The 16,570-nt window shown below is 43.0% G+C and carries 20 protein-coding genes; 11 read left to right on the top strand and 9 right to left on the bottom strand.

Annotation, left to right across the window (positions count from 1 at the left end; genetic code table 11):
• Nucleotides 1–19: 19 nt before the first annotated feature.
• Genes Tfer_RS02630 through Tfer_RS02585 form a run of 10 tightly spaced genes read left to right on the top strand, consistent with a single transcriptional unit; the run spans nt 20 to nt 8,095 of the window.
• Nucleotides 20–2,128: a chemotaxis protein CheA gene (locus tag Tfer_RS02630; protein WP_052216758.1), complete on the top strand. Its 2,109-nt coding sequence runs from the start codon at nt 20–22 to the stop codon at nt 2,126–2,128.
• Nucleotides 2,129–2,140: 12 nt separating this feature from the next.
• Nucleotides 2,141–2,587, top strand: a complete 447-nt coding sequence (locus Tfer_RS02625) for a chemotaxis protein CheW (protein ID WP_052216757.1) — start codon at nt 2,141–2,143, stop codon at nt 2,585–2,587.
• A 26-nt stretch (nt 2,588–2,613) separates the two neighbouring features.
• The gene (locus Tfer_RS02620; protein ID WP_083436733.1) at nt 2,614–3,231 is read left to right on the top strand and encodes a chemotaxis protein CheC; all 618 of its coding nucleotides are present in this window, start codon (nt 2,614–2,616) and stop codon (nt 3,229–3,231) included.
• Complete coding sequence (locus tag Tfer_RS02615) at nt 3,232–3,717, top strand: chemotaxis protein CheD (RefSeq protein ID WP_052216755.1); 486 nt, start codon at nt 3,232–3,234, stop codon at nt 3,715–3,717.
• A gap of 20 nt (nt 3,718–3,737) precedes the next feature.
• Nucleotides 3,738–4,169: a hypothetical protein gene (locus Tfer_RS02610; RefSeq protein WP_052216754.1), complete on the top strand. Its 432-nt coding sequence runs from the start codon at nt 3,738–3,740 to the stop codon at nt 4,167–4,169.
• 22 nt (nt 4,170–4,191) lie between these two features.
• Nucleotides 4,192–4,980: an RNA polymerase sigma factor WhiG gene (gene whiG, locus Tfer_RS02605; protein ID WP_052216753.1), complete on the top strand. Its 789-nt coding sequence runs from the start codon at nt 4,192–4,194 to the stop codon at nt 4,978–4,980.
• A 19-nt stretch (nt 4,981–4,999) separates the two neighbouring features.
• The gene (locus Tfer_RS02600) at nt 5,000–6,604 is read left to right on the top strand and encodes a flagellar assembly protein A (protein WP_052216752.1); all 1,605 of its coding nucleotides are present in this window, start codon (nt 5,000–5,002) and stop codon (nt 6,602–6,604) included.
• A 41-nt stretch (nt 6,605–6,645) separates the two neighbouring features.
• Nucleotides 6,646–6,969 carry a hypothetical protein gene (locus tag Tfer_RS02595; RefSeq protein ID WP_052216751.1) on the top strand — a complete coding sequence of 108 codons (324 nt, stop codon included), beginning with the start codon at nt 6,646–6,648 and terminating at the stop codon, nt 6,967–6,969.
• A gap of 21 nt (nt 6,970–6,990) precedes the next feature.
• Complete coding sequence (locus Tfer_RS02590) at nt 6,991–7,566, top strand: DUF6115 domain-containing protein (protein WP_052216750.1); 576 nt, start codon at nt 6,991–6,993, stop codon at nt 7,564–7,566.
• Complete coding sequence (locus tag Tfer_RS02585) at nt 7,556–8,095, top strand: MltG/YceG/YrrL family protein (RefSeq protein WP_052216749.1); 540 nt, start codon at nt 7,556–7,558, stop codon at nt 8,093–8,095. Before Tfer_RS02590 ends, Tfer_RS02585 begins: the two co-directional genes overlap by 11 nt.
• 98 nt (nt 8,096–8,193) lie before the next feature.
• Here Tfer_RS02585 and Tfer_RS02580 read toward each other — a convergent pair whose 3' ends face one another.
• From Tfer_RS02580 to Tfer_RS02555, 6 genes are all read right to left on the bottom strand, one after another.
• Complete coding sequence (locus Tfer_RS02580; RefSeq protein WP_052216748.1) at nt 8,194–8,460, bottom strand: hypothetical protein; 267 nt, start codon at nt 8,458–8,460, stop codon at nt 8,194–8,196.
• Nucleotides 8,461–8,627: 167 nt separating this feature from the next.
• Nucleotides 8,628–9,872: an NAD(P)-dependent malic enzyme gene (locus tag Tfer_RS02575; protein WP_052216747.1), complete on the bottom strand. Its 1,245-nt coding sequence runs from the start codon at nt 9,870–9,872 to the stop codon at nt 8,628–8,630.
• Nucleotides 9,873–9,890: 18 nt separating this feature from the next.
• A complete protein-coding gene (locus Tfer_RS02570; RefSeq protein WP_052216746.1) occupies nt 9,891–10,460 on the bottom strand; it encodes a Fe-S-containing hydro-lyase in 570 nt (189 codons plus the stop codon).
• A 26-nt stretch (nt 10,461–10,486) separates the two neighbouring features.
• Nucleotides 10,487–11,335 carry a fumarate hydratase gene (locus Tfer_RS02565; protein WP_152908945.1) on the bottom strand — a complete coding sequence of 283 codons (849 nt, stop codon included), beginning with the start codon at nt 11,333–11,335 and terminating at the stop codon, nt 10,487–10,489.
• Between the two features lie 41 nt (nt 11,336–11,376).
• Nucleotides 11,377–12,282 carry a PAS domain-containing protein gene (locus Tfer_RS02560; protein WP_152908944.1) on the bottom strand — a complete coding sequence of 302 codons (906 nt, stop codon included), beginning with the start codon at nt 12,280–12,282 and terminating at the stop codon, nt 11,377–11,379.
• Between the two features lie 112 nt (nt 12,283–12,394).
• A complete protein-coding gene (locus Tfer_RS02555; protein WP_083436731.1) occupies nt 12,395–12,700 on the bottom strand; it encodes a LysM peptidoglycan-binding domain-containing protein in 306 nt (101 codons plus the stop codon).
• 157 nt (nt 12,701–12,857) lie between these two features.
• Between Tfer_RS02555 and lexA the strand changes: the two genes are divergently transcribed.
• A complete protein-coding gene (gene lexA / locus Tfer_RS02550) occupies nt 12,858–13,472 on the top strand; it encodes a transcriptional repressor LexA (RefSeq protein ID WP_013120369.1) in 615 nt (204 codons plus the stop codon).
• Between the two features lie 166 nt (nt 13,473–13,638).
• On the opposite strand, the gene Tfer_RS02545 is transcribed toward lexA, so the two are convergent.
• The 3 genes from Tfer_RS02545 to Tfer_RS02535 form a co-directional block, all read right to left on the bottom strand.
• Nucleotides 13,639–14,121, bottom strand: a complete 483-nt coding sequence (locus tag Tfer_RS02545; protein WP_052216742.1) for a DUF456 domain-containing protein — start codon at nt 14,119–14,121, stop codon at nt 13,639–13,641.
• A 54-nt stretch (nt 14,122–14,175) separates the two neighbouring features.
• The gene (locus Tfer_RS17065) at nt 14,176–15,120 is read right to left on the bottom strand and encodes a response regulator (protein WP_013120367.1); all 945 of its coding nucleotides are present in this window, start codon (nt 15,118–15,120) and stop codon (nt 14,176–14,178) included.
• 95 nt (nt 15,121–15,215) lie between these two features.
• Nucleotides 15,216–16,442 (bottom strand): methionine gamma-lyase family protein, encoded by a 1,227-nt coding sequence (locus Tfer_RS02535; RefSeq protein WP_052216741.1) that lies wholly within the window; start codon nt 16,440–16,442, stop codon nt 15,216–15,218.
• Nucleotides 16,443–16,570 lie beyond the last annotated feature (128 nt).

The following is a 16,570-nucleotide window of genomic DNA, read 5'->3' as shown; positions in this document are numbered from 1 at the left end:
CTATTCGGGAGGTAATACCATGGATATGTCGCAATACCTCGATATGTTTTTAGAGGAGGCGAAAGAACATCTTCAGAAGTTAAATGACAGTTTGTTAGCTCTGGAGTCAAATCCGGAGGGCAGGGGCATCTTGGACGAAATTTTTCGTTCGGCGCATACCCTTAAAGGTATGTCGGCAACAATGGGCTATACACAGGTGGCAGAACTGACCCATGAAATGGAGAACGTGTTGCATAAACTCCGTAGCGGTGATTTGCAGTTAAACAGTCATATCGTTGACCTGCTCTTTAAGTCAGTAGACATCTTGGATAATGCCGTTAATGATATTGCCAATGGAGGAGAAGGCAAACTTACTTTAGGTGAAATTATCAGCAGTTTACGCGATGTAATCAGCGGTCAAGGTTTTGCCGGACAAGATCCTGCGTCGCCGGTAAGTAACGGCAATAACGTTAAAAGTGGCAGTAAAGAAGAGGCCTTTAATGAATATGAAAAAAACCTCCTCTTGGAAGCCTTTGAACAAGGTTTCAAATGTTACCATATTACCGTACATATCAGCCCCAAGTGTGTGATGAAATCAGCCCGGGCATTTATGGTTTTTAAAAACCTGGAAGAAATAGGAGAAATAATAAAGTGCGTGCCAACGGTACAGGACATAGAAGAAGAGAAGTTCGATACCAGCTTTAACGTTGTTGTGATCTCCAGTGAAGGACCTGAGCGGGTACAAAAAGCCCTACTGAGTATTGCCGAGGTGGAAGAACCTGAGATAAAAGAAATTACCAAAGATAGTTTAAATCATGTTACTATTCCTGCGCCGGCCGCAGTCCCAGCATTAGAAGCGCCTGCAATTCCTGCAGGACAGGAAATTGCAACTGCACAAATGGCATCCATACAAGTGCCGGAAACTAATCAAACATTACCTATTGTTTCCAGTCAACCAAATCTAACCCAGCCTAAACCGGGACTGGTTCAAAAAATGCGTACGAGTCAAAGTGTTCGGGTGGATATCCACCGGTTGGATAGCCTGATTAACCTGGTAGGGGAATTAGTGATTAATAAAACCAGACTGGTACAAATCGGTCGTAACGCGCAGGTTCCCGAGTTAACAGAAACTTTGGAGCAAATGGACAGGATCAGTATAGACCTGCAGAATGTGGTTATGAAGGTTCGTATGGTCCCTATTGACTTGGTATTTAGTAGGTTTCCCCGTATGGTTCGCGATTTGGCCAGGGACCTGAATAAAGAAATTGAACTCGTTATTGAAGGTAAAGAAACTGAAATGGACAGGACTGTTATAGATGAAATTGGTGACCCATTGGTACACTTGCTACGAAATGCGGTAGACCATGGAATAGAAACCAAGGAGGAAAGAATTGCCGCCGACAAACCGCCTGTTGGGAGAGTTATTCTTGCTGCAAGGCACGAAGGCAACCATGTAATCATCGAAGTCAAGGATGATGGCAAAGGAATAGATGTAGAAGCGGTTAAAAAGAAAATACTCGAAAAGCAACTGGCAACACCCGAGGAACTTACTGCCATGGATGATAATGCGATTTTAATGTATATTTTCCAGCCCGGGTTTAGTACGGCTAAAAAAGTTACTGATGTTTCCGGGCGGGGTGTGGGGCTGGACGTAGTTAAAAACAAAATTGAGGCCTTAAGCGGCAACATACAGATCGAAAGTAAAATGGGAGAGGGAACGAGATTTAAAATCCAGTTACCACTTACATTGGCCATTATTCAAGCGCTTTTGGTCCGGTTGGAAGCCGAAATTTATGCAATTCCCCTCAGCTTTATTGCGGAAACAACAAGTATTATGCCGGGCCAAATAAACAGTGTTAATGACCAGGAAGTAATGCTGCTCAGAGGGGATGTGCTGCCCTTAATAAAGCTACATAAGGTTTTTAATGTGCCTCCTTCCGATATAGAAAAAGAAGAAGAGATTAACGTGGTCATCGTGCGAAAAGGCGAAAAAAGGGCCGGCCTTATAGTCGATGCACTGATGGGACAGCAGGAAATCGTAATTAAGTCTCTGGGGAGTTTGCTAGGGGGCATCCCTATGATAGCGGGGGCAACAATACTTGGCAACGGCCAGGTTTCGTTGATTATAGATGTGGCCAGTTTGTTCTAGGAGGGACATACCTTGGAAACTGATATTCAGTTAGTGGCCTGTAATTTGGCGAACGAGGAATACGGGGTTGATATCAGATATGTCCAGGAGATTATCAGGTTACTTGATATAACTCGCGTTCCGCATGCCCCGCATTTTATTGAAGGTGTAATTAATCTGCGCGGTATGGTTATTCCAGTTTTGGACCTACGGACGCTTTTTAATAAATCACCGCGTTCGAATACAGAAGCTACTAGGATAATTATCATCAATGCCGAGGAAGTGTTGTTGGGCATAATAGTAGACTCGGTTTCGGAAGTTATTACTTTACCTAAATCGCAGATAGAACCTGCACCCACTGTCTCCAACAATCAAAACTCAACTTATTTTGGCGGAGTCGGCAAATTAGGGGAACGTTTATTGATATTGCTGAACATTGAGGAGATTTTAAATGCTGTAACAAATTACAGAAACCCCTAGATAGTTAGAAAGGGTGAACTATTTCTGTGTCAGCGTTTTTAGAATTAACCGAAAGTCAACTTGATGCTCTCAGGGAAATTGGTACCATAGGAGCCGGTAACGGAGCTACCGCTTTATCGGTAATGATGGGCAAAAGAATACATATGACAGTACCGGAAATAAAAATTATACCTTTTACAGAGGTAACAGAAGCTCTAGGGGGTGCCGAACAGGTAGTCGCCGGACTGTTTACTACCACAACCGGAGAGGCTCCCTGCAATATTTTATTTGTATTGCCTATAGAGTCAGCCAGGGTATTGGTAGATATTTTGATGGGGCGACCTCTGGGAACTACCGCAGAATTAGATGCTTTGGACAAGTCTGCCTTGGCAGAGGTGGCAAATGTAGTTTCGGGAGCATATTTAAATTCATTGTCCGGCTTTACCAAATTGGACTTTATTCCTTCAGTGCCTGCTATAGCTATAGATATGGCCGGTGCCATTTTAGATACGGTCCTGGCCCAGGCTGGCACAATCGGTGACCACGCCCTTTTGTTGGAAACAGAATTTAGTGCAATAAAGGAAAAAATTACTGGCCAGTTCTTTTTACTCCCGGAACAAGGGTCTTTGGAAAAAATATTGGAATCATTAGGGGTGACTGGGTAGATGGCAAAAATCATCAAAATAGGCATGGCTGACCTTAACGTTGCCAACTGCCCGGACATTCTTCAGACTGCAGGATTGGGCTCCTGCGTGGGTGTATGTTTGTGGGATTCCATTACCAAAATAGGCGGTTTGGCCCATATTATGCTTCCTTATAGCACACAGGCCCGTTCTGTGGGAAACGAAGCCAAGTTTGCTGACACAGCAATTCCTCTGCTGGTAAAGCAAATGGAAAATTTGGGAGCCTTGCGGCAGAGGTTGGTGGCCAAGATTGCCGGGGGCGCTCAGATGTTTTCGTTTTACAGTGGCAACGATATTATGCGTATAGGTGAAAGAAACGCTGAGGCCGTTAAAGAGACATTGGCCAAGCTGAAGATTAAACTTTTGGCGGAGGATGTAGGAGGGAACTATGGACGTACCATAGAGTTTTATACTGAAACCGGTAAACTGTATATCCGAACTATAAATGTCGGGGAAAAAATCATTTAATTTCCGGGGAGGAAAAGTTCTTGAATTTTAGCCATTTAAAGTTGTTTGTACTCGTCGGTGGCTTAGTATTCGTTTTTATATTTATAGTCGCATTGAGCAGTGATGTTTCCTTATGGGCTTCTTTATCCAGAGGATTATTGGGTGGGGGAATTTTTGCAGTAATCACTTTATGCTTAACTAATATTGTGCGGATCATGGCTTTTAACAATTCAAATTACGGGGACGGAATACAGTCGAACAGGCCTAAGCTGGATCTCAGGATCGATGACCATGGTGTCCTGGAGACAAATACAATGCGGGAAAAACCTGAAAATAACGTACAAGAGTCAGGAAATGAACTTAATTTTGAGCCGCTTCAGGCTAAACAAATTGACCCCCAGGTTAGCAGGATAATTAATAATGACCCAAAACGCATGGCGGAATTAATTCGGAAAATGGGTCTTGAAGAGTAAACCCGCTGCAGGAGGTTAAAAAATGACAGGTTCTACCGCTAAAATCCAATACATTTCCCTGTGGGACAGGTTTAAAAAAGAACGGGATCTTGCTGCCAGGGAGCAGTTGATATTAAAATATGCACCCCTTGTAAAGTATGTTGCGGGGCGGTTAGCCATATCTTTGCCGCCTAATGTACAGCAGGATGACCTGATCAGCTATGGAATTTTTGGCCTGATAGACGCCATTGAGAAATTCGAACCAGAAAGAAATATTAAATTTGAAACCTATGCTATTTCCAGGATCAAGGGCGCCATATGGGATGGATTGAGGTCCATGGACTGGATACCTTACTCCGTTCGACAGAAGGCCAAAGAGTTGGAGGAGACCTACGCACGGCTGGAAAATGAATTGGGACGTCCGGCTACAGATGAGGAAATGTGCCAAACATTGGGCATCACCAAACAACAGTTTTACAGCCTTTTGCAGGAAACCAGTTGTACTTCCTTGCTCTCCCTGGAAGATCTGTTTGTGTTTGACCGGGATGGGTCCAATGGGGTCAAGATGATTGATACAATAGCCGACAGTAAAGTGCCTGACCCCGTGGCAGCGGTAATGTTTGAGGAACGAAAAAAGATCCTCGGAGAAGCAATAAATAAATTGCCGGAAAGAGAAAAGATGGTTATCGCTCTTTACTATTACGAAGGATTGACTTTAAAAGAAATCGGCAAGGTACTTGGGGTTACAGAATCACGCATTTCGCAATTACATACCAAAGCTATACTGAGACTGCGGGGGAGGCTTAGCCGCGTGAAGAAGAAGATTCTTTAAATAAGTGGAGGTAAACATGATGAGTAATCGAAACGACAGCAAATTCTTACTTGAATATCGTGGTGACGGAGTATACTTACTGGTTTTTCCTCCCATACGAGGAGAATCTGTGCCTTCTCCCAATGACATCATTATGGAACTTCATTCACGCAAAGTGGAGAACCCGGATTTGAATAAAGTGAGGAAGGCTTTAGAAAATCCGGGTGAAGCTGTCCTGGTAGCGCCGCCGCAACAAGAAGTATTAGTAGATGGAACTTGCCGGGTTGATGTAAGCAGGAACAAAATGGAAGCCTATCTTTTTATTACTCCGCCAAGAGGAGGAAAACCGGTAACCAGGGAAGACGTGAACAAAGCCCTCGAACAGGCAGGAGTGAAGGCAGGGATTGATGAAGAAGCCATTGAACTTGCCCTGTCTATGGAGAGAATGACTGAACCGTTAGTAGTGGCCAGGGGGAAGGCAGCAGAAGACGGCCAGCCGGCCAGAATAGATTATAAGTTTAACCCCGGCGGAATGCCCGGGAAACCCAAGGAACTAATTGATGGCCGGGTAGATTTTTACAACCTGGATTTGATACAAAATGTGGAGGCCGGGCAGGTACTGGCAGAGAAGATTCCGGCTACTCCCGGTGTGCCGGGTTTTACAGTAACGGGAGAAGAATTGCCGCCCAGGCAAGGTAAGGATGTTATTCTGGCGGCAGGAAAGAACGTAGAGCTTACAAATGATGGCTTGGTGGCTGTTTCTACCATTAACGGCCATGTAGTTCTGCAGGGAAATAAAATAACTGTTTCCAACATTCTGGAAGTAAAAGGCGACGTTGATTTCAGTACCGGTAACATCGATTTTAACGGCAGTGTAATTGTTAAAGGATCGGTAAACGACGGTTTTACGGTCAAGGCGGAAGCTGATATTGAAATCCAGGGTTCCGTATCCGGCGGTTTTGTGCATTGTGGCGGAAATTTAAAAATAAAGAGCGGCATAGTGGGTAGAAGCAAAGGGATGATTGTCTGCCGCGGAAGCGTGTATACCCAGTTTATTGAAAACGCCAGTGTCACGGCAGGACAAGATATAGTAGTCGGTGAAGCAATCATGCATTCACATGTATCAGCCGGCAAAACGGTAACGGTCGGTGGCAAGGGAGTGATAGTCGGAGGAGTTATCCGGGCCGGAGAAGAAATCCAGGCCAAGATAGTTGGTTCTAACCTGGCTACGCTTACTGAACTGGAAGCAGGTGTAAACCCCTATTTACGGCTGGAATATGCCAAGGCCAAAACAGAGCTGGTAGCCAAAGAGAATGAGTTGGAAAAGGCTACAAAAGCATTAACTCTCCTGAAACAAATGCAGCAGTCGTTAGGGGAACTACCCACTGATAAAAAGGCTATCGTGGTTAAAGTGGCCCAGACCCAGGCCCAGTTGGTCAAGGATATGGAAGCATTAAAAAATGACCTGGAAAACATGGAGTATCAGATAGCGCAATCTGAACGAGGAAGGATACTGGTCGAGGGTGTTATTCATTCCGGGGTTAGGGTAACCATAGGCATGGCCTCTCTGCATGTACATGATGATATTCACTTTGCTTGTTTGACCAAGGATGGCTCGGAAATCAAAATTTCTTCATATAGATAAAAGTTAGATAAAAGTAAGTGGTAAAAAGGTGGTGGTTGGGTATGTCGTTGCGTCCAGTGGATATGCAAGTGTTGATACCCAAGATAGACGAAGTAGCCAAAAGCCACCAGATTCAAAACCAGCATGAGGAATTTCAACAACAGCAGTTTGCGGCTCAACTCCAGAAGCAGGCTGAATTACAGCAGAAACAGGTGACCAATTCCCCCAAATCAGAAGGTGGCAAGATAAAGAAAGAGAATGAAAAGGAAAAATATCGGCAGCAGTCCGGAGATGGCAAGAAACAAAGGTATAATGCACAAGAAGAAGATTCTCCGCAGGATTTCAAAGAACCTAATAAAGGCAACCTATTAGACATAAAAGTTTAATTCCATGAGGGGAGATTTAGATTGTCGGATTTACTTTTGTTAATTGGCTTGATTTTAGTAATAGGCAGTTTTTGGTCTAGGCGCCGGTTCAATGAGCAGGAAATTAAGGACTTACAAAAAATAAAGGCAGAAATTGTTCAGGCCAAAGAAGATGTAGGGAGTCTAATGAAAGAACTGATAGGTGTTTCCGAGCAGGTGGTAGAAACGATCAGCGAAAAGATAAAAGAAGCCCAGGTCACAGTACAAAACATGCCGGTTATTAACCCTGACCAATGTACGCGCGCCGAAGAGGAAAACAAAACCGGGAAAATTATCAGCCTGTATGAGACTCGGTCAAAAGAAAAGGAACGGGATATTAAGCTGCAGTTGGCCAAAAAAGAAGTTGTACAAAAACCGGCAGTAACAAAGGATTCCTCTTCAGAATATCCACAGGAAAAGTTGCCCCAGGCTGTTCCGGCCAAGCACCAAGCGGTGTATTCTCTGGCGGAAATGGGATATACAGTAGATCAGATAGCCAAACAAATGTCCATCGGGAAAGGAGAAGTAGCTTTGATACTGGAACTGAAAAACAAAGGGGAAGAAATAAATGGTATTTAAATGGCTGAAGACGGATACCGTTCTGGGCATAGGTATAGGTTTTATATTAAGCGCTGTTTTGGTGGGCTTTTTTCAGCCGAATCAGCAACTTTCCAATAAAGAAGTTATTGAACAGGCCCAAAAACTGGGCATGATTACCAAAGAACAGCATGAGCGGGTATTGGCGGAATATATCCGGAAAAACCCGACCAAAGAATCGGGTAATGATGCAAAACGGGCCAATAAAGATAAAAATGAGGAGGCCCAGCCAGAAACATATGCTTCCTATGACCAAGAAATAGTGAAACAACAGCCGAATATGCCGCGGCCCGCCATGAAAACAGCGAGGGTCCATATCCCCGATGGTTTCGGTTCAGACAAGATAGCAGATTTGCTGCTTAGTGCCGGTGTTATAGCTGATAAAGAAGCCTTTCGCCAAGCAGTTCAGGCTCAGAATGCTCAGCGCAAATTCCAGCGAGGGGATTTTATTTTACCGGTGAATGGCGATATCAACGAAGTAATTAATATTTTGACGAAACAACCTTACTAAATTTTTTGTTAGTTAACATAATTATTATTATAGGAAGTTATCAATATATAAAAAAATGATACAAAAATGGCTTCTCTCACGAGAAGCAAAACATTAAATTATGTTTCGTTTTGTCCGTGGTTTTTATTTTTCTCTGTTTTTTTCTTATCAACGATAGCTAGTTTTCTTTTTAAATCTTTTTCGATAATAATATCATCAATTTCAATTACTTTATAATCAATATCAGTATCAATACATTTAGCGCAGTTATCACATATTTTCCCAGGGTCAAGGTCGCACGTATTGCATTCCAAGCAATTATCACAAACTTTGTCGTCTTCCAACATACAATATTTGTTTTTTTTCCGGCCCTGGATCTTTGTCATATTAATCGCACCCACCTTTGCAGGTTTTATATATTGCACCGAACGATGCCAGGATGATACTGCAGGAATTCGCGCTTTACATTTTTTTTACTCTTATTCTATACTGGTTTAAACATTACTGCATTAAATGTGCCTTAAAAAGCTAAAAAACTATACCGACCGGTTCGCTAACGGTTTAAACGGTTGGCTTTTGCTACCAGCGCTTTTGTCTTTTGGATAATTTCGTCAGGTTCTACTTCTTCCCTGGCAATACCTTCTTCAAGGGCAGCTTTGGCTACGGCTCCGGCTACAGCAGGCGCTACCCGTAAATCGAAAGGTTCCGGGATTATGTAATCGGGCCTTAAATCGGCTTCATCTATTAACTCGGCTATAGCAAATGCGGCAGCCAGTTTCATTTTGTTACTGATTTCTTTTGCCCTGACGTCCAGGGCTCCGCGGAAAATGCCTGGAAAAGCAAGCACGTTGTTAATTTGGTTCGGAAAGTCGGATCTACCTGTAGCCACTATATACGCGCCGGCTTCCCTTGCTTCATCAGGAAGTATTTCGGGTACCGGATTAGCCATAGCAAAGACAATAGGTTTGTCATTCATGGTACATACCATTTCCTTTTTCAATACGCCGGCAGCAGATACGCCAATAAACACATCTGCTCCGCGCAAAGCATCGGCTAAAGTCCCCTTAAGACCTTGCAAATTAGTAACTTGCGCCATTTCCCTTTGGGCAGTATTGAGCCAATCGGCATCTTTATGAATTACACCTTCAATATCGCACATTATTACGTTTCTCAAACCTGCATCCATCAATAATTTTGTAATGGCAATACCTGCGGAACCGCTACCGTTTACAACAAGTTTTATTTCATCCAAAGGTTTTTTAATGAGTTTCAGGGCATTAATCAAGCCCGCCAGAACAACAATAGCGGTTCCATGCTGGTCGTCATGAAAGACGGGAATATCCAACTCCTCTTTCAACCTTTTCTCAATTTCAAAGCACCTGGGAGCAGAAATGTCTTCCAGGTTAATACCGCCAAAGGTTGGAGCAAGACATTTAACAACCCTAATAATTTCTTCCGGGTCTTTGCTATCAACACAAATAGGGAATGCATCTACTCCGGCAAAACTTTTGAACAACACTGCCTTGCCCTCCATAACTGGCAAAGCCGCTTGAGGCCCGATATCGCCTAAACCAAGTACAGCCGTTCCGTCAGTTACAACGGCTACCAAATTTCCCTTGGCAGTATATGTATACACATTATCGGGATTTTGGGCAATTTCCTTGCAAGGTTCGGCTACACCTGGTGTGTAAGCCAAACTAAGCATTCTGGCATTATCCACAGCAACCTTAGATATAACCTCCACTTTACCGGCATGGTTTTTATGCAAGGCTAAAGCTTCTTCTCTTATTGATGACAAGTTGAACTGCACCTCCACTTAAATATCTGCATTCAGTATCCTGTGATATTTTTTTATACCGTCTATATACAAGTCGCCTCCATAGCAATCGTTGACAACAATTACCGGAAAGTCTTCCACTTCAAATTCATAGATAGCTTCCGGTCCTAGCTCGGGATATAATAAAACCCGCGCATTTTTTATTTGCTGGGCAGCCAGGGCTGCTGCTCCACCGATAGAGGCAAAGTAAACGGCCTTGTACTTTCTGATGGCATCTTTAACTTCTTTGCTTCGGCTGCCTTTACCAATCATTCCCTTAAGGCCCTTCTCCAGCAGTATAGGTGTATACGGGTCCATACGCCCGCTGGTGGTGGGCCCGGCAGACCCAATAACCTCGCCCGGTCTGGCCGGTGTGGGTCCAACGTAATAAATTATCTGAGACGCCAGGTTAATGGGCAGCTCAGAGCCGGATTGGATGGTTTCAATAAGTCGTTTATGGGCTGCGTCACGACCGGTAATAATTGTACCGGATATGTATACCCTGTCGCCGGCTCTAAGTTTTTCCACTTTTTCCGTAGTCAAAGGAGTTGACAAATAGATAGTTCCCATTTTCACTTACCCTCACATATATAAAGTTAAATTTCCGCTGACATATGGCGGCTGACATGGCAGTTGATATTAACCGCTACGGGCAGACTGGCTATATGGCAAGGAAACACTTCTATGTTAACGCCCAGCGCAGTGACACTACCACCAAAACCTTGTGGCCCTATGCCGAGTTTGTTAATTTTCTCTAACAGCCTTTCTTCCATTGCAGCAATATGCTGATGGGGACTTCTTGACCCCAGCGGCCTGAGCAGCGCTTCCTTTGCCAGCAAGGCGGCCTTTTCCATAGTTCCGCCTATACCAACGCCTATAACTATTGGCGGACAAGGATTGGGACCTGCTTCTTCAACCGTTTTTAAAATGAAGTCCTCGACTCCTTCCATGCCATCGGCAGGTTTCAGCATTTTTACTGCACTCATATTTTCGCTTCCGCCACCTTTTGGCGCAACAGTTATTTTCAACTTATCTCCAGGTACCAATTTTATATGAATAACGGCAGGAGTGTTAGAGCCCGTGTTTGCACGTAAAAAAGGGTCTGCTACTATGGATTTTCTAAGATAGCCTTCCTTATAACCTTTAGCCACGCCGTCATTTAGGGCCTGGTAAAGGTCTCCATTGATGTGCACATCTTGTCCCAATTCTACAAAAACCACTGCCATGCCCGTATCCTGACAAATAGGGACTTTTTGGGCCCGGGCGATTTCCTGATTTTGAATAAGTTGGGCCAGAATATCCCGGCCTATTTCGGAAATCTCTTTTTCTTTAAAAGTTTGAATGGCCTGCAGTACATCCTCGGGCAGGTAATAGTTAGCCTCAATACAAAGCTTGGCAACTACATTGGTTATCGTATCAGTCTCTATGTACCTTATCGCAAACACCCCCTGCAAACATTAAGAAAAAAAGGGGGTCGAAAACCCCTTTAACTTATCTGGTACTTTTTAAGTTTATTATACAACGTTGCCAGTGAGATATTCAAGGCTTTTGCAGCTTTTTTCTTTCCTTCTACAGAGTAACCAAATTTGGTTAAGGCCTGCCGCAGGAGCAACTGCTCCATTTTATCAATGGGCATTACATCAGAAACATTTAGTTCTGCCAAACCATTAAGCTGGCTGAACTTATCATAAAGACTTTCGATTATCGAAGTAGATTTTTGCAGTTCTTCCATCAATTTAATCACGTTAGTCAGGGGCCTGAAAACAGCAACTGCACCGTGTAGCTCATCCCTGACCATTATTGGTGAAGCGTGAAACATAAGTTCTTTTCCGTAGTTTATTATATACTCTTTTTCCGCATGCACAGGTTGTTGAGTTTTTAAAGCTATGGCCAACGGACTTTCTGGGCAAACTTCGAAAATGTTGGCGCCAATTCTCTTTTCCCTTGGAATCCCCGTTATTTTTTCAAAAGTTGGATTAACATATGTAATAATGCCGTCATTATTAGCAATTTCTACAGCATCCTGAATAGAATTGAGCACTGACAGTAATTCTGCTTCGGCTTTTTCTTTTTTATTGCCCAGTGTCATAAGAAGATCCAAGCCATTAGCTTCAATCATCTGGGTATCTTCGCTTTTTAATTCGTAAATTTCCCGCCTAATAACAGGGTCTTTTGTAGTTTCCACGATGACATCAATATTGGGAAGTGTAACAACATCCTTTAAGTTTTGCGATACTATAACACCGACCTTTTGTACCTCGTCTAAACCAAGGCCCTGTTTTGTCACGTCAGCAATTCCTACTATTTCCACGTTAGGCTTCATTCGAAAACAATGGTACAGAGAACTGCCTTCTCTTCCTGCGCCAATGATTACAATACGAATCTTCCTCAAATTTACCTCAGCCCCTCGGATATTTTATGGTGTATTTATTTTAATATTGTCTTAATATTGTATATTATTTGACAAATGGCGGAAATATCCTTCGAGGTTAAGGTAAAAAATGCTATAAATTTAAAGGGATTTTTAATTTTTCCCCGGGATAAATATCAGAAGTAGTTTTATGATTTAATTTACGGATTTCATAAATGACTTTTTCAATATTTACATTACTGCCATAGGCTGATTTTACCAAATCCCACAAAGTATCACCGGACTTAATGGTAACTTCTTTATACTCCGGTAGCAAATTGGCGGCTATAACAGTATTGGTTATAATTAATACCATCAAAACGCTGAGTATTAAAGTCAGAATTCTATGCAGAAATACTTTTTTATTGATTTTCCATCTTTTTACCTTTTTTACCATCATTCTTACCCCTTTCCTCGAACAAGTGTTTGTTCTGAGAAAAAGTTTACCACGAACTGGTGTTCTGTGTCAATGCATTTTCAGAAAAAATTGGCGATATTACCGAACTAATGTTTGCATATCTGGATAATTATGCTATAATAAACTAGGAGGTGAATATATGTACCCTGATCTTAATGCAAGGCAAATTGCAATTTTGGAGTTTATAAAACGTGAAATCAGAAAAAAGGGTTATCCCCCTTCGGTACGAGAAATTGGTAAGGCTGTAGGGTTAAGTTCCAGTTCTACGGTACATGGACATTTAGCTCAGCTCGAGGAAAAAGGATATATTCGCCGTGACCCGACTAAGCCCAGGACTATAGAAATACTTGATCCTGATTCGCCGGTCATCAAAAAGGAAATGGTAAATGTGCCCATTGTCGGAAAAGTTACGGCCGGGGAGCCGATTTTAGCCGTTGAAAATATTGAAGATACCTTTCCGCTGCCTCTGGATTTTGTAAAGAATGACAATGTATTTATGCTGTCAGTACGGGGCGACAGTATGGTTGAAGCAGGTATTTTGGACGGGGATTACATTCTGGTAAGGCAGCAGTCAAACGCCAAAAACGGCGATATAGTCGTAGCTCTTTTAGGTGATGAAGCCACGGTAAAAACTTTTTATAAAGAAAAAGACTATATCAGGTTGCAGCCTGAGAACCCTCGCCTTGAACCCATTATTACTAATGAAGCACAAATAATCGGCAAAGTTATTGGTGTTTTCAGGCGCATTCACTGATAGCCAATTTTGTCTGGGAATGGGACTATTCCGGTCTTATTCCCTTTTCCTTTATTAATGCGATTTGACAATAATTAAGTCTACGCCTTAACCTAAAAACAAAGCTGTTCGGACATAAAAAAAGACTGCCGACACTACTTTATCGACAGTCTAATGCCGTAGTTGGTTAACTAAGAACTTTAGTTATATAAAGAACTGCCATAGCTATGGCAAATGAGAACTTGACGGCAGAGCCGACGGCCATACCAAGTAAGGTGCCAATACCAACTTTGGATGCCTCAGCAATGTTCTTGCCGGCTATTATCTCTCCGATAACTGCTCCTACCAAGGGACCCAGTATAATACCGGGCACGTTAAAAAGCATAAAACCAATAACCCCGCCAATGAGAGAACCCCATATACCTGATTTGGTAGCGCCGTATTTTTTGGCACCCAGACTTCCGGATACATAATCTATTACCATAACCAGCGCCATTAATAGGAACAAGGCAACCAGCGTCAGAGGGGTAATTTTGTTAAACTCTTCGTACCAACCGTATAAAATGGCAGTAACAAATATTAAGGGTGCGCCGGGTAAAACCGGAAGGATGGTTCCCAGGGCGCCGATAATAACAATGATAACGGAAATCCAAAGTATTACCTGTTCCAAACGATAACCCCCAACAAAACTTCAGCAAACAACTTTTGTCAAATCACGCGGAATTTACCGGGATCTTCGGTCTTTAACATAGATGCTGCCCGGTTTGGATTTGGCATATTTTTTCATTTCAGCCGCAATTTCCGCCACACGCCAGTGGTTCTCAATCTGCCTGTTTTCATTGCTCACAACAGCAATTGAGATAGACATGAAGGGATAAGTAACGTCCTGATTGGTACGATCCTTTGTTATTATATGTCCCCTTCTCCGGTCTTCCGAAGAATAAAAAAGTTGGATGGTTGAATCAAATTGCTCAATAATGTTTGTACAAATATCATCTACCTTATCAGGCGTAGTAATACAGATAAAGTCATCACCACCGATGTGACCGATAAAGTCGTCGGGGTTGCCAAATTCCTTTACGTTTTTATCCAAAATGTGGGCAACAAATTTTATGACTTCGTCACCTTTCAAAAATCCGTAAACATCATTATAAGCCTTGAAATTATCCAGGTCTAGATATAAAACGGCAAATTTCCGGTTGCTTACCTCAACCCTTTGTTTAATTTCTTCTTCTATTACAATATTTCCGGGAAGCCCGGTAAGTGGGTTAAAAGCTTTTTCCTGTTTTGCGCGGCGCAGGTGGGTCTTAACCCGAGCCACCAGCTCCAGGGGGTCAAAAGGTTTTGTTATATAATCATCGGCCCCTGCTTCAAGTCCGGCCACCTTGTCTTCAGTCATTGCCTTGGATGTAATCATGATAATGGGAACGTGGCTCGTTCTAGTATCATTTCTCAGGAGCCTGCATATTTCAAAGCCGTTCATTTTGGGCAGTACCACATCTAGCAAGATAAGGTCAGGAGTCATCTGGTAAATCAATTCCATGGCAGAACTAAAATCTTCTGCGCCATAAACAATAAAACCTACTTTTTCCAAACAGTCTTTAATAATACGCACCATGAATTTATCGTCATCTATAACGAGAATTCTTTGTTGTGCCGTCTCTTGCACTGCCCACCCCCCTTTAACAGTGGCTAAATTGTCCTTAACATATAGGTTATTCGACCAAATTCTTCTAATTCCTGCACCTTAATAATATATTTACTTTAAGAAGTTATTTTCCTGGCTGCCTTAATGGCTGCAATCTTCACGTAATCTTTTGACAGGCCGCCCTGTAAATATATTGCATAAGGTTCCCTGATTGGCCCGTCTGCACTTAATTCAATAGTAGCTCCCTGTACAAAAGTGCCGCCGGCCATTATTACCTGACAGTCATATCCGGGCATATCCCATGGTTGGGGTAATACGTGACTGTCAATCGGAGATGCCTGCTGCAAAGCTTCGCAAAAAGATACCATTGTTTCTGCGGAGCCAAGCCGAATGCTTTGGATTAAATCAGAGCGGTAATCATTCCATTTGGGCAGTACGTCATAACCTAGTTCCTCAAACAATGCAGCCGTAAACACAGCGCCCTTCAGGGCTTCACAGACAACATGCGGAGCAAGGAAAACTCCTTGCAAAAACCAGCGATTCCAGTCGGATGTTGCGCCGACGGCAGCACCAATGCCGGGAGCAGTCAATCGTTCGGCGGCGTTTTTGATCAAACTTTCTCGTCCGGCCAGATAACCGCCCGTGGGAGCAAGACCGCCGCCCAAATTTTTAATCAAAGAACCCGCCACAAGGTCAGCTCCAACTTCCGTGGGTTCCTGAACCTCTACCAGTTCACCGTAACAGTTATCCACAAAGATGACTATTGAGGGATTAATTTCTTTCACAAATTTACAGGCAGAGCCAATGTCTTGGATTCTCAGCGCGTTTCGCCATGCGTACCCCCGGGACCGCTGGATAAAAACTATTTTAGTTTTAGGGCTTATGGCCTTTTTAACAGCATCCAGGTCAATCTGTCCGTCTTCTGTCAAATCAACCTGGCGATAGGTTACTCCCCAGTTCTTCAGGCTGTTAGGCGACTCCCCTCTTATACCGATAACTTCCTGTAGCGTATCATAAGGAGCGCCGGTGACAGATAACAATTCATCTCCCGGCCGCAGGTTCCCAAAAAGCCCTACAGCTATGGCATGAGTTCCCGTAGTAATCTGCCCTCTGACTAAAGCCGCCTCGGTACGGAAAATAATACTGAAAATCTTTTCGATTACCGTACGCCCGGCGTCTGAATAACCGTAACCGGTGCTTCCTTTTAAGTGGTAATCTGTAACCTGGCTTTCATTAAAAGCTTGCAGTACCTTCTCATGGTTTTTGAAAGCAATTTTATCCAATAAATTATAAACAGGTTGGATTTTTTCTTCAGTTTTTAAGACTATTTTCTCAAGGTTCACACTTAGATCTCTCCTCGATTTTCAAACTTTTTTTCAAACGGGACAGATGCAGTTCATCCGCTTCAATATCCAGGCAATTGGCATCATTCCTGTAATCTTCGTATAGGACCCTGGCGAAACGGTAAACC

This window comes from Thermincola ferriacetica, assembly GCF_001263415.1.
GTDB classification, from domain to species: domain Bacteria; phylum Bacillota; class Thermincolia; order Thermincolales; family Thermincolaceae; genus Thermincola; species Thermincola ferriacetica.
The sequence above is the reverse complement of the archived record's forward strand: the minus strand, read 5'-3'. Positions and strand labels throughout refer to the sequence as shown.